General features: G+C 35.5%; 9 protein-coding genes. All 9 read left to right on the top strand.

All coding sequences use genetic code 11. The annotated features are described in order from the left end of the window. Nucleotides 1–101 precede the first annotated feature (101 nt). Entirely contained in the window at nt 102–5,525 is a 5,424-nt protein-coding gene (locus HCJ50_RS05395; protein WP_185346556.1) for an InlB B-repeat-containing protein, read from the top strand. Between the two features lie 343 nt (nt 5,526–5,868). After that, the gene (locus HCJ50_RS05390) at nt 5,869–6,339 is read left to right on the top strand and encodes an Rrf2 family transcriptional regulator (protein WP_185346558.1); all 471 of its coding nucleotides are present in this window, start codon (nt 5,869–5,871) and stop codon (nt 6,337–6,339) included. A 34-nt stretch (nt 6,340–6,373) separates the two neighbouring features. Then, the gene (locus tag HCJ50_RS05385) at nt 6,374–9,157 is read left to right on the top strand and encodes a YhgE/Pip domain-containing protein (protein WP_185346560.1); all 2,784 of its coding nucleotides are present in this window, start codon (nt 6,374–6,376) and stop codon (nt 9,155–9,157) included. A gap of 115 nt (nt 9,158–9,272) precedes the next feature. Then, nucleotides 9,273–10,118 (top strand): Cof-type HAD-IIB family hydrolase, encoded by an 846-nt coding sequence (locus HCJ50_RS05380; protein ID WP_185346562.1) that lies wholly within the window; start codon nt 9,273–9,275, stop codon nt 10,116–10,118. 57 nt (nt 10,119–10,175) lie between these two features. Then, entirely contained in the window at nt 10,176–10,907 is a 732-nt protein-coding gene (locus HCJ50_RS05375) for a glucosamine-6-phosphate deaminase (protein WP_185346564.1), read from the top strand. 14 nt (nt 10,908–10,921) lie between these two features. Then, the gene (locus HCJ50_RS05370; RefSeq protein WP_185346566.1) at nt 10,922–11,440 is read left to right on the top strand and encodes an HdeD family acid-resistance protein; all 519 of its coding nucleotides are present in this window, start codon (nt 10,922–10,924) and stop codon (nt 11,438–11,440) included. A gap of 127 nt (nt 11,441–11,567) precedes the next feature. Beyond that, on the top strand, nt 11,568–12,182 hold the full coding sequence (locus HCJ50_RS05365; protein ID WP_185346568.1) for a hypothetical protein: 615 nt from the start codon (nt 11,568–11,570) through the stop codon (nt 12,180–12,182). 198 nt (nt 12,183–12,380) lie between these two features. Beyond that, the gene (locus HCJ50_RS05360; protein ID WP_185346570.1) at nt 12,381–13,622 is read left to right on the top strand and encodes an MDR family MFS transporter; all 1,242 of its coding nucleotides are present in this window, start codon (nt 12,381–12,383) and stop codon (nt 13,620–13,622) included. 2 nt (nt 13,623–13,624) lie between these two features. Further along, nucleotides 13,625–15,229 carry an amidohydrolase gene (locus HCJ50_RS05355; protein WP_185346572.1) on the top strand — a complete coding sequence of 535 codons (1,605 nt, stop codon included), beginning with the start codon at nt 13,625–13,627 and terminating at the stop codon, nt 15,227–15,229. Nucleotides 15,230–15,331 lie beyond the last annotated feature (102 nt).

The following is a 15,331-nucleotide window of genomic DNA, read 5'->3' as shown; positions in this document are numbered from 1 at the left end:
TATAGGAAGTAAAAAAGGAATTTTGCCAGAAGTGTTATTTTATATGAAATATTTTTAGCAGTATGACATAAATTCAATTAAAAAAGTATGGGGAGATAATAATGAAGATAAAAAAACAAATGATAATTGCAACAGTAATAGCGTTAATACTACAGTTTATTGTCCCACTAACAGGAACCGCAGAACAAGGATTAATGCCTTCAAGTGCAGATAAAGCTACTGTAGGGGAGCAAAAAAGTAATTCTGCTGAGGAAACTACAAAAGATAGTTCAAATGAAGCAGTGGAAGAGTCAATAACACCTAAGAAAGAAATAGTAACCGAAGAAAAACAGTTATTGAATAAAGAAAATACAAAAACCAATTTAAAGGGGATGGAAGAAACATCATCTCAGGCTAGTTTTAATAATCAATCACTCGTTGGCGATAATTCCGAGTCTTATAAATGGGAAAACTTTATAGGTGCAGGGAGATTTAATAATAATTTATCCATAGAAGCACATTTCAATCCACGTCCTATAGAAGGTAAGAAAATTACGATTGCACTTTCCAAGGAATTTGAATATAGTTCTTTGCCAGGGTTTAAAAAGAGTGGAGGAAAACTGGTTTTTGACCGCACATCGCTTTCAAGCCAATTTGCTTCTGTAATAACTAATGCAACGATTGAATACCCACAAATATATGGAAAAAATATGACAACCTCTGGAATTGTCACATATGAATTAGCTAATACTGTTTCTACAGTGAATATGACAATTAACCTTGGTGTCAACAATCGTTTTGTTATTAATGAAAGTGGAAGAGACTATGTGAACCCTATTGAAGTGAGTTATTCAGAAGCGGGAAATGAAAATTTCTATCAAGAATCATTTGAAAAAATCACTTTATCACCAGGGGCAATGATTATTCCGCGATTCTTTGCAAAGTTTTCACAAAAATATAAGCAAGTATCTCGTGATGAAACGGGAATATTTTCGACAGGTACTTTTTATTTTATGACAACGGGTGGGCAAGGTATTGAGAACGTTGGCGCTTATCTTGACTCCTATTCTTATGAAGTGAAATACGATAAGCGCTTAGATTTAAAGGCGGCTGTTTTCCAGCATGCTGATTCTGTTTCAATTCAAGAATTACCAGAAAAAGAAGATAGCGATTATAAGTATGCGCGTATATCTGCTAAACAAATATTAGCTGCAGGTGAAGTTTACTATAAAGTAGCGTTTGCAGACGGTGTTAACCCAAGTGAAATGGAAGCTGGAACAAAGCTACATATTGCAACAACAGGAAAGCAAACCTACAAAGCGAATAATCGAGAAGAAGTAGTTAATGGCTCACTTATTTCGCAAGTAGAGGTTGGTGCTGAGATTACTAAAGAATTTGAAAATAAATTAGTAGCATCAGATTCTACTCGTCAATTTCCAATAAATGAAGGATCAGATTACGCTTATTTAGGCAGATTTAACATAGAAAATAGACAACTTCAAGCAGTAACTAATCAAAAATTTAAAGCAAGTTTTGACACAGATAACCTGAAAGTTCAAGCAATGCGTATTGCTACTATTGGTAAAAAAACGAAAAATATTAAATTAACAACTACGACAGGGCGAGTCGTGAATGTTCCAGATAATAGTTCCGCATTAAGCATAGATCAAATTGTAGACCTAGCTAACTATGAACAAGCGTCAGGTGAATTTCTCGCCACGGTTGAATGGACAGATGATGTTCCTGCAAACTATGCAGGTGTAAGTACTGAATATTTTGGAGTAGGTGGACTACAGATTTATGGGAATTTAAAGGCTTCTGTTAAGGTTGGTGATACCATTAACAATGAGCTAAGTTATGGAGATGCTGATACATTTGCAACAGCAGCAGAAAAAACAAACCTATCCATAAAAGTCATTGGTAATGCAAGCTTTGCGGGTCTCGTGAGAAGCTCAGAAACGAATTTATTTGGTGGAGAAAGAGCAAGTATATTTAATTCTATTAATGTAAAAGGTGATGGTAGTGATGGGATGGTTTCAGCATTTAAAGGGATTAATATATATGCACGTGAAGATGGTGGGATAACCATTACACCAGATGACTTTTTGGCAGTGGACAGTACAGGTAAAGTATTTTCAGTCAAAGATGGGAATGTGACTGTTATAGAAACAATTGATAATACAGGTGCAAAAGTTTATCAGTTTTCTATCCCGGATTATGATGTAAACCCAGCAATGACTGCTAAAAAAAGAATGGAAGATATTAAAATAGGGATTTATGCTTCTAAAACAAGTCCGACTAAAACGCATTCTTTAGCGAATTTAGTATATATGGAACCGATGGATAAAGATGTGGCTATTCGAGCTACAAGTAAATTAATGGGTGTAGATAAGAACAAATATGGACTGGGAGAAAGAGCGCTAACAGATAACATTTTTACAGCATTACCGTCTGCAAGTTTAATTATTCAAGCAAACATTGATTTTAATGTTACGACAGCAGCGAATTTAGATGGGGGTCCATTTATCAACTATGATGGGACACCAAACACGATTATAGATTTAAATCCTGTTAGTCAATCGCAGTATGGGCTTAAAATTTTAAATTCATCCGGAAAAACAGTGGATGGCTATCAAACAATTATACCTATCCCTAAAAGAAAAGAGACCACAGATCCGTCTTATCAATTGCAAAGTGAAAAATTTGGTTGGACAGTGAATTTAACAGAGCCTTTAGATTTATCTTCCAATAAGTATAACTATACGGTACTATATGCAACTAAATATGAATTGCAGTTCAATTCTTCAAATTGGAAAAAGTGGGATGAAATTGACGATAAAACAGAAATTCGAGCTGTTTATATTCAAACAAAAGATAAAATTAATTCGGTTGAAAAAGCAACAGTAGATAATCCCGGTGAGGACTTAATTGCTTTTAATATTGATATGGATAAGAAAACTGCAGATGAGGATGCAGGAAATGTAAATATTTATAAAGCGCTGGTTCGTCGGTCGCTAGATGGTATTGTTACAACTGCTCCGAGTGAAGCAGTTGCCATTCGATTACAAACTGGAGTAATCAAAGGACAAATTTTTCAAGATAAAAATAGAGATGGAGTGGTGGATACTGACGAAGCTGGTTTAAATGGAGTAAAGGTCACTGCCTATGAAAGTGGGACAAAAAATATAGTTGCTTCTGCGACAACGAAATCAATTAATGGAAAAGCTGGTAGTTATAATTTTGCCGGATTGGAAAAAGAAAGACGGATAGATATTGTGATAACAAACCCTATAAATGATGATAGTAAACGTTTTGTTGCGACCGATCAAGTTACAATTTCTGCAGATCAAAAAGAAGCGAAAATTAGTGAAGTTGAGCCAAGTTCGAAAAGCGCCATTAATATCAATGTAGGATTGATGACTCCGACAAAAATAAGTTACGATGCTCAAGGCGGAACGGGACTTGGCACAGTTGAAGTATTTAAGTACCCTGGAGACGAAATTTCAACAGAACAAATTTTAAGCAAAGCAGGGTATACATTTTCGGGATGGTATACAGCAAAAACAGATGGCGAAAAAGTGGAATTTCCATATATAGTTGGAAAGCTTGATACGGTATTATATGCACATTATATTGGAATTCCCGAAACAATCACTTTTGATGTAATGGGCGGGGAGGTAGCGAGTAAACCAGCTGATATAACCCTTCCAACAGGAGATAAAGTAGAATTAAATAAAATTAATGAACCGACTTGGCCAGGTTATGCTTTTACAGGCTGGTATAATGGAACAACTAAAATGCCTGATACCTTCACTATGCCGATTGGTGGTTTAAACTTAAAGGCTCATTGGAAAGCATTAGACCAAACAATCACTTTTGATGTCAATGAAGGCGAAGAAGCAAGTAAACCAAGTAATATTGTTGCGCCAACAGACAGTCAGCTAAATTTAAGTACAATAGCTGACCCAGTTAGAGCGGGTTATGAGTTTTTAGGTTGGTATCAAGGAGAGAATAAAATCTCTGGAATTATCACTGTTCCAGCCGGTGGACTTTCACTAAAAGCAAAATGGAAAGCGCTGGATCAAACAATTACATTCGACGTTAATGAAGGAGACTTAGCATCCCAGCCAGCTAGCATTACACTACCAACTGATAGCGAGATAGATTTTAGCAAAATTCCAGATCCTATTTATTCAGGATATCAATTTGTTGGCTGGAAGAGTAAAAAAGATGGGAAATTTGTAACTGGAAAAATCAACATGCCAGCAGGAGGTTTAGATTTACAAGCAGTATGGTCGGCCTCTGAACAAATTATTTCCTTTGATACAAAAGGTGGCACAAGTGTTTCACCAATTGTCGCACCAACAAATTCACAAGTGGATCTCGACAAAGCAATAACATCACGAAAAGGATATGAATTTTTAGGGTGGTTTGATGAAAAAGATAATCAAAAAAGTGGAACGATTGCAATACCAGTTGGTGGTTTGAAATTAGCAGCCAAATGGAAAGCACTGGATCAAACTATCACTTTTGATGTAAATGGCGGAGATGATGCTAGCAAACCAGCAGATATTATAGCTCCAACAGATAGTAGCGTTGACTTAAGTACAACAGCTGAGCCTACTCGTTCAGGCTACAAGTTTTTAGGTTGGTATATTGGAGATGAACCAATTTCTAATAAAATAAATATGCCAGCAGGTGGCGCAAAACTTGTTGCACACTGGAAGGCACTCAAACAAACAATTACTTTTGATGTAAATGGTGGAGACTTATCTACGCAACCAGTTGATTTAGTCGCAGTAACAGATAGCTCAGTAAACTTGGATACTATTGCTAAACCAACTCGTGTAGGATATACATTTGAAGGCTGGTACAATGAAAATGGAAAAGTTAGCAACTCGTTTAACATGCCAGTTGGAGGTATGAAACTTATCGCAAAATGGTCAAGGGATAGTTGGCGAATTAAGGCGACAAATATTCAGTTCAAACTAAGTGAAGTAAAAGAAGCTAAATCAGCAAATATGCTAGAAAATCTTATTCGCCAAAAAGCAAACCCAACTGTTGTTAGTGAAAAAAGCGGACAAATTATTGATGATAACACAAGTATCTTGATGGAGAACAGTGCTGTAAAAGCAAAAGCTGGAAAATATCAAGTATTACTAAGTTATGAAAAAGAATTGCTTGCGGAAAACGAAGATTCGTCTAAGTTATTAGTAGCTAGAACTGGATTATCTACAGTTAAAGTGAAATTAAATGGTGTAGTGCAAGTTGCTGTTGTAGATGATGAAAAACCAGTGAAAGGCCCAAACAAAGCACCAGCGAATACGAAACAGGAGCATTCTAAAAACAAGCTTACAAATTCAAAAACAAAAGCAACTCACTCAAAACAAAAAGGAGCTGATAGTCAACAGAAAATAACAATTAAAAGTCTTCCTGAAACAGGCGATCAATCAAATGCTAGTACAATTTTAATTGGTATCTTTCTTTTGCTTGTTTTTGTTACGCTAAGATATAAAAAGTATTTATCCCCTAAACATAATAAATAAGCAAGCAACTAAACGCATCTCATTATAATAATAGGTTTTGAATGAAACATATCTCTTAAATACTATAGGAACGCTTGCTTTAATGCTACATTTTTTAGCGCAAAGAAAGACTAGTTAAAAATATAGAAAACAGAAATTCTTTTAGTGTCACCTATCCTTAAAGTTAGATATATTAAATGCTAATTTTAAAGGAGAATGACACAATAAGAATTTCTGTTTTTTTGCATTATTATTTATAGGAAAAAACACTTGCGTTATTAAAAAAAAGGGTGTATTGTATATAGATGTTAAATGTCTATTAAGGATATTGAAAAGCAATGATGGGGAGAGGGAGGATTTTATTATGAAGCTAAGTAAAAGTATGGACCAGGTATTTTGTATTATGACGATGTTGTACACCCAGAAGGCAGATGTTCCCATTTCTTCCGTAACAATTCATCACCGTTTACGTGATTCGTCATCTTCTTACATTAGTAAAATCTTAAGAAAACTGGTTGTTGGTGGTTTGATTAATTCGGTATCAGGAAATAACGGTGGTTTTACACTTGCCAAAGATCCAGAAGAAATCAATCTGTTAGACATTGTAGAAGCAGTGGAAGGGAAAATTGATACATATCCAGATTCAGACTTAATCCACACTGTTTTCTCTGACTATCATGAATTTGCAGAGTCCGGCATTCATACCATTACAAGCGCTTTTAGAAATGCGGATAAAGAATACGCTAACTATCTATACTCACAAAAATTATCTGTTTTAGTCGAGCAAGTTATTGGGAAAGAACGGACAACTATCATAGATTGGAACGAAGCGTAATAAATTTTGAAACAGAAAGAAGTGCAGTAATAAAATGGATATGGTAAAAAATGAGTGGAAAAAACTATTTAAAAATAAAATACTATTATTATCATTTGTAGTGATTTTATTTATTCCACTCTTATATGCAAGCTTTTTCTTAAAATCTGTTTGGGATCCATATGGTAAAGCAGGTGAATTGCCAGTAGCTGTTGTTAACAAGGATGTAGCTGTGGATTACAATGGTCAAACCATGGATGTAGGCGACCAATTAATAACCAAATTAAAAAGTAACGATGAACTGGATTGGAATTTTCTTTCAGCAAAAGAAGCTGAAAAAGGTTTAAAAGATGGCAAATATTATATGATTGTCACGATTCCAAAAGATTTCTCCAAAAACGCAGCAACAGTTTTAGATAAAAACCCGAAAAAAATGGAATTATCCTATAAAACAAATGGATCGCTTAACTATTTAGGGCAAGTAGTAAGTGAGCAAGGGGCAAAACAACTTAAAAGCGAGGTTTCAGCAGAAGTAACTAAATCCTACGCAGAAGCTATATTTGATAAAATTAAAGAAACTGGTAATGGTTTTGCCCAAGCTGCTGATGGATCTAAGAAATTAAAAGATGGACTGGAAAAATCACAAGAAGGTAATAAAACCATTTCAACAAATTTAAAAACACTTGCAGACAGCTCCTTAACATTTAAAGATGGTGCTAATACTTTGGAAGTGGGACTCAAAACATATACAGACGGTGTAACAACCGCCTCTGCTGGTAGCGAAAAACTAAATGCAGGGGTGTCAACATTAGCTGCTGGAGTAGGACCATTAAAAGAAGGCGTACAAGCACTAGATAATGGCGCAACAAAATTAGCAGATGGTGTTTCGACTTATACTAATGGTGTAGATACACTTGCAGGAGGAATTAATCAAGCTTATTCTGGTTCAAGCGCATTAACAAATGGTCTAAATAAAATGAACAGCAGCGTTCCAGCATTAGCAACTGGCGTAACACAACTAAATGATGGGCAAGAAAGTCTTGCGAACGGATTAGATACATTGGTAGCTGGTAGTAATAAGTTATCCGCGGGACTAAATCAACTAGATAATAATTTAACGGACAAACAAAGTAAAATCACACAACTAAAACAAGGTATGAATGACTTACAACAAGGAATTGATCAGCTAAATCAAAGTGTTAATGGAGAAGATGCAACATTAGCTAAGCAGTTAGAAGCTTTACAAAAAAGTTTAACAGATCTGCAATCAGGCCTTACTTTTATGAAAGAAAATGCAAACTTTGATGCTGAATCAATAAAGGCAAAAATTAATGCAACAGATGGTGTTAGTGATACAGATAAACAAAAAATTATCGCTTCGATTCAAGCTGACCTAGATAATGAAAGTCAAAAATCAGCTACTCAAATGGCTACGATTGATAAATTGCAAAATGGCTTATCTGGACTAGATTTAGCGGCGCTTCAAACACAGGTATCAGAACTACAAACAGGTGTTGCAAAAATTTCAGCAGGATACTCCACCGTAAATCAAGGTACGACAGATGCTTTTAATGGCATTCATCAAGCACTGAATGGATCAGGCAATCAAACACTTATCAGCGGTGCGAACCAATTAACTGCAGGATTAAAATCAGCTCAAGCTGGAAATGCTAAATTAGTAGCGGGAACCAATACATTAAATAATCAAATCCCAACACTTTCAAATGGTGTAAATCAACTTGCTAGTGGTAGTGCTGATATGGAAGATGGCTTGAGTCAATTAAATGATGGCGGAAATCAACTTTCTACCAATTCATCAGCGCTTCAATCCGGAGCATCTCAACTAGAAAATGGAACTAATCAATTAGCAGCAAAAGTACCAACGCTTGCCGGCGGAGTAATTCAATTGCAATCTGGAACTGGTGCACTAGCTAATGGTTTAAATCAATTAGCAGTCAATTCGCCTAAACTATTAGCTGGTACCAATCAATTGGCAGATGGTTCTTCTCAAATAGCCAATGGGTCTTCCAAACTCGCAAATGGATCCTTCCAATTAGGTGATGGTTTAACAAAATTATCAGATGGTAGTAATGAATTAACAACTAAACTTTCTGATGGGGCAACACAAATCAAAGATACAAACGGGACAGATAAAACATTCAATATGATTGCCTCTCCAACAAAATTAGCGCATAACGAATACACACATGTTAGCAATTATGGTCATGCATTAGCACCATACGTATTATCATTAGCACTCTATGTTGGTGCACTTGTATTTAACTTTATTATGCCAATTAGACGTGTATCAATGGAGGGACAGCCAGCGTACAAATGGTGGCTAAGTAAATTATCACTTGGATTCGTTGCTGCTATTGCGATGGCATTACTTGAAGGTGGTATTATGATAGCACTTGGGCTTAGACCGGACAATATGCTAGAATTCTTTGGAACAGCCATTATCACAGCACTTGCATATATGTTCTTAATTATGCTTCTGGCAATGACATTTGATAATCCAGGTCGATTTATCGCAATGGTACTTCTCATCGTACAATTAGCTGGATCGGGTGGAACATTCCCAATGCCACTTACAGGTTGGTTCTTTAATTTAATTCATCCATTCTTACCGATGACTTATTCGATTTATGCCTTTAGAGAATCACTTGCAGCGGGTATGGGAACCAATGTATTTACGATGTCTATCATAGTCTTAACAATTATTTTAATTGCTTGTATTGGCCTACTTTATCTATCAATGAGTCATTTGAAAAAACGGCACGATGCACATGAATCTGCTCTTGATGATAATCAAAAATTAATGGCATTAGAAAACTAATAAAATAACTAAAAGCAGGAACCTTCGTCATAGGTTCTTGCTTTTTTTTATTAGGACGTTTTATTTTCAAAGAAATGCTATAATTAAGATATTAACAAACGAAAAGAGGTATTACATGACGAAGAAAATTGTATTTGTAGATGTAGATGGCACATTAGTAAACGACGACGGTTTAGTTCCGGAGTCAGCTAGAGAAGCCATTATAAAAGCGCGTAACAAGGGACACCAAGTTTATTTATGCACAGGGCGTTCCAAACCTGAATTATACGAATCTATTCTATCCATTGGCTTTGATGGAATTATTGGTGCAGGTGGTGGTTATGTAGAAGTAGATAACCAAATTATTTACCATAAAAAAGTAGCTGATGAAGATGTTATTCATATGGTTGATTTTTTTAATAAGAAGGAATTAGATTTTTATTTAGAATCTAATGGTGGTTTATTTGCTAGTAAAAATTTAGAGGCACATTTAAATCAATTAGTTTATGGGGATTTAGAAAATGATCTAAAAGCTCGCGAAAAACAAAAAAACAACCCCCATCTGTTTATAGAAAGCTTAACTTTTGGCGAAAGTAATCTTTATCGTACAGATGTTAATAAAGCGTGTTTTTTAGAAAATAAGGCAGTCCCTTTTGAGGAAATCAAAAATGAATTTAGCGGGAAGTTTGAAGTAATGCATTGCACAGTTCCTATTTTTGGAGACGATAGTGGTGAATTAATGGTTCCTAATATTCATAAAGCGACCGCAATTGAATTATTACTTGAACACATTGGTGGAAATAAAGAAGACACAATTGGTATCGGTGACGGTATGAATGATGCCGAAATGCTCGTTTTCTGTGAAGTAGGCATTGCAATGGGAAATGCTAAAGATGACTTAAAACTATTGGCAGATGAAGTGACAAATTCAGTTAATGAAGATGGCTTATTTGCAAGTTTTCAAAAACATGGTTTGATTTAGAAAGGAATTGTTAGGGTAAGATAAAAATAGGACAGCTCAATTGGAGGAGAATATTTGATGAAACTAATTAAAACAAAAACATATGATGAAATGTCACAACAAGCGCTAGAAGTTGTAAAACAAGTAATTGAAACTAATGAAAATCCAATTATTAATACAACAACGGGTGCTAGTTTTGACGGAATGTTTGAAGGACTTGTAAAGGGAATTAATGCCGGAGAAATCCCAATCGAAAAAGTATTTTTAATGAATTTAGATGAATATGTTGCGAAACGAGATGCATCTTTTACGGTATACACTTATATGCATCAAAAATTTTATGATTTAATTACTAAAATGCCAAAAAGAGTGGAATTATTAGATGGTAGTTTAGCTGATTTTACAAATGAAATTGCTCGTTATAAACAAATTTTAAAAGAAAATCAACGAGACCTACAGATTTTAGGGTTGGGTGTAAATGGGCATCTTGGTGCAAATGAGCCAGGAACCCCATTTGACGCACGATTATTTTTAGCAGACAGCGATGAATCGACCATAAAAAGCACTATCATGTACAATAATTTAACAGAAGACGAAGCACCATCACAAATGTTAACACTTGGTTTAGCTGATATGATGGATGCAAAACAAATTCTCGTAACCGCATCAGGCGAGCGTAAAGCAGAAGCGGTAAAAGGCTTGCTAGAGGGACCGATTGATGAGAGCTGCCCAGCGTCTATTTTACGTAATCATCCAAATGTTGTGTTCATAATTGATGAAGCGGCAGGATCATTACTTACAGAACATTAAAAAGGAGTGGTAGTATGAGGAAGATTTATTTATATTTTGTGTTACTTTTAGGCATAGTGATGATAGGTCTTGGTATCTATCTAATATTTAACCCAAGCACATCATTAAAAGCTCTAACTATTTTTATTGGGATTATTTTAGTCTTAAATGGTATTAATGAAGCTGTATCTTATTTTGGTGAACGGAAATATTGGAGTATTTCTAAATGGATATTGCTTGATGGGGTCCTATCCATAGCGGTTGGTGCCTTTGCAATTTTCCAATCTAACATGGCAGAACGTATCTTTATCATTATATTTGCAATTTGGATTTTAGCCTCAGCAGTATTACGAATTTTAACTGCATTTTCTGTGAAAGGTCTGCCAGGTTGGACACTATTACTTGTAATGGGGATTCTTGGTTTAATCATTGCCATTGTTTCACTATTTACCAATACATTAGTAGCAATTGCGGTTGGGCTTATTTTAGGAATCTTTTTCATTTTGCAAGGTGTAACTTGTTTATCACTTTGGAAAGTAATAAGAAAAGGTTAATATAAAGTACAAAACTGAGGGAATTGTCACAAAATAGACAAAAGGAGAAGAAAGAGGGTTCTTTAAGAACTTTTTTCTTCTCTTTTTTTTATTATGATATAAAAAGATTCAAATAGAGGGGGAACTAATGAAAGGAGCGTTTACTATGGAGATAATGTTTTTTTTAACTGGTAATCCTATGTTTCAAGAAGTAGCAAAACTAGTTTACTGGGAAAAAGAGGAAATTATCGATTGTCCAGAAAACGGCCAATATGTATACGCAATCGATGAAGGTATTGTGATGCAGTACGCGCAAAAAAACACTTCATGGGGGAAAGGGATGGTTTTTGGCTTTACAAGAGAAGCGACAAAAATTCAACCCCTCAGCAAAACGGTTGTTTGGAAAATCCCGTTAATCTATGTGGAAGAAACTTTAAAAGATGTAAAGAACATAAGTATGGAGAGTTTAATTGAAATAGAGACAAATTCTCTAAGTAATTACCAAAAAAATGATAGTGTTCAGTGGTTTATCGATAAAATTCCGGGAAAAATTCGAGCAACAACTTGGAAAATAGAAAAAGAATCTGTTCGAAAAGATATAACAAAATCTATATCGAATGAAGTATGGCGTGAACAATTAAACAGTTTGAAGGAATTAAATATTATTAAAGAGCTAGGTTACTATCTTGAAGTGAACTTGCTGCTATTACATGCATATGTTAGGCAATTAAACTATAATTTACTTACCCCAAAAAATAATTGAACTATTTTTCTTAATTTAACAGACAAAAAGTAAGATTCATAGTAGACTTATATTAACCATGATAGGAATTTATCGCCAGTCTCTTTTTAGCCACCAGCAAAATTTGCTAGGTGGCCTTTTTAATGAAATTTTCCTTTTCGGATGGGGTTAGTTGTGATAACCTAAAAAAGTGAGTTTTAAGGAAGGGAAAGTGTAGTTATGACAAAATGGTTACCAAGGGATTTATGGATTGTTATTATTGGGATGGTGTTACTTTATACAGGGCTTTCGTTTATATGGCCTTTTAATATGATTTATATGACGCAAGAGCTAGGTATGACAACAACAGATGCATCACTAGTTTTGTTAATTAACTCAGGAGTAGGGATTGTGTCAAGTATCATTGGGGGATTAATCTTTGACCGCTTCTCTGGGTTTATTTCACTTACGATTGGAACAGTTATACTTGTACTTGCTACTGCTTCACTATGTTTTTTTCACGGCTTTCCATTTTTTATTTGGAACTTATGGGCTGTAGGAGTTGCGATGGGAATGGTTTTCTCAGGGCTTTATGCAGCAGCTGGTTTAACGCATCCAACTGGTGGGAGAACTGGTTTTAATGCCATTTATGTAGCACAAAATATCGGCGTTGCAATCGGACCGTTATTAGCAGGCATACTCGCAAAACAAGGAATGAGCCAAGTGTATATTGGGTCATTTGTTTTTGCACTAGTTTTTGCTGGCTATTTTTTCTTTTTCTTCCATAAAATTGACTGGAAATCTGAAAAAGTCGTTGTGGAAACGAAGCATCGTAAGAAAAATGCTAAGCGAGAGTTTCCGACTAAATTAGCACTATGGTCATTTGTATTGTTATTGCTTACCTACTTGCTGTGTCAATTACCGCATGTCCAGTGGCAATCCAATTTGTCCACATATATGACAGAAATAAAAGGTGTAACAGCAAGCCAATATGGTAACTTATGGAGTTTAAATGGTGCACTTATCGTACTTGGACAATTTATCTTAATTCCAGTGGTAAATAGATTTAAAAAACACTTGTTAGCACAGATATATATTGGGATTTCCTTATTTATTTTATCTTTTGTTGTAGCAATGAATGCTAGTGTTTATAGTGGCTTTGTGCTTGGGATGATTTTTTTAACATTTGGAGAAATGTTTGCTTGGCCAGCCATTCCAACTATTGCCTATCAACTTGCTCCAAAAGGCGCGGCAGGACTATATCAAGGGTTAGTCAACGGAATGGCGACTGCTGCTCGAATGTTGGCGCCATTTGCAGGAGCTATTGTCGTTCAAAATTTAGGTGGAATAAAAGCTTTGTTCATTGGCGCATTTATTTTACTTGGCTGTGCGCTTATTAGTATCACATTACAACAAATTCTGCAGAAAAAAGACCAACAAGAAAAAGCAACAATGAAAATTTCTATGAGCCAGGGGGAATAAAAATGAAATTATGGAAAAATGGTCAATTTTATCAAATGACTGCTGAAGGTGAAGTAGTTTCGGCTGTATTAACTGAAAATGGTCGGATTTTTGCAATTGGTGAAACGGCAGAATTAGAAACTAACTATCGAAATAAAATTGAAGAAACAATTGATCTTGCTGGAAAAACAATTTTTCCTGGCTTTGTCGATGCGCATATCCATTTATTATGGTATGGACAAGCATTAGAGCGACTGAATTTAAATCAAACTACGACAAAAAAAGAAGCAATATTACTTATTTCAGAACGAGTAAAGCAACTAACAGAAAATGAATGGCTGTTTGTTGAAGGTTATGATGAAAACAAATGGTCTGATGAACAAACCTTTATTTCATTAGTAGATTTAGATGGAGTAAGTAGTACCAATCCAATATTAGTGAGACGAATTGATTATCATAGTGTATCGATTAATTCAGCTTTATTAGCACATATAAACGATTTTTCGGATAATGGCTTTGATGGCGGAGGCGAAATTGTTCAAAATAATATGGGAGATTTTACGGGAGTATTAAGAGATAATGCAACTACACTCGCAATTGATGCTTTTCCACCAGCTACACCATCTGAATTAACAGCATGGTTAGAAATAGCTATTAAAGATTTATGGTCAAAAGGAATTACAGGCGCTCACTCAGAAGATTTACATTATTTTACAGGCTTTCAGTCAACACTAGCTGCTTTTAGAGAAACGTTAGGCGCAGAAAAGTTACCATTTCGCGCGCAGCTTTTAATTCATCATGCAGAATGGGAGGCATTTATTTCTTCAAATGAAAGCTTTATTAATGGCGATGAATTTGTAGAACTGGGTGCGATGAAAATTTTTTATGATGGTACTGTTGGATCACGGACGGCTTTAATGAGTGCTGGTTATGCAGATAATCCTAATGAAAAAGGCTTGCAAATCCATTCAGACGCAAGTTTTGAAAATTTAGTTAAACTTGCCAGAAAAGAAGGTCTGCCAGTTGCCATTCATATTCTCGGTGATTTAGCATTTTCCAATGTGATACGTTGTTTGCGTGCTAATCCACCGAAAGCCGGACAATACGACCGCTTGATTCATACCCCATGGCTTACAAAAAAATTAGTAGCCGAGGCCGCTAAATTGCCAGTACTATTTGATATTCAACCACAATTTATGGCAAGTGATCTTCCGTGGGCAATCGATGTCCTTGGAGAAACACATCCACCATTAGCATTCGCCTGGAAATCATTGATTAAATCCGGACTTCATTTGGCAGGGGGAAGCGATGCGCCAATTGAAGTGCCTAATCCATTTTGGGCGATTCATGCTGCTGTCACGAGAACCGCAAATGCAGATTTAAATGGAGTTAAGTATTGGCCAGAAGAAGCTTTAAGCGTATACGAAGCAATTCAGTTATATACAACAGGAGCTGCTTTTGCTAGTTATAAAACAAGTTCTCGTGGGCAAATCAAACCAGGTTATGTCGCTGATTTCACCATTTTGACTGCAGATCCATTTCAAATAGAACCAGCTGCAATCCGTGATATTGCAGTAGAAATGACTGTTGTAAATGAGCGAATCGTCTATCAAAAAACTCCATACTAAGACGGATGTTTTCGAATAGCTTTTTTGCTAGCATGGGAAACGAAGCAAATGCGCTAAAAGGGAATTTTTATAGCGCAGATACATCAGAGTGTGATAGAAAAC

This window comes from Listeria immobilis (assembly GCF_014322765.1).
Lineage (GTDB): Bacteria > Bacillota > Bacilli > Lactobacillales > Listeriaceae > Listeria > Listeria immobilis.
The sequence above is the reverse complement of the archived record's forward strand: the minus strand, read 5'-3'. Positions and strand labels throughout refer to the sequence as shown.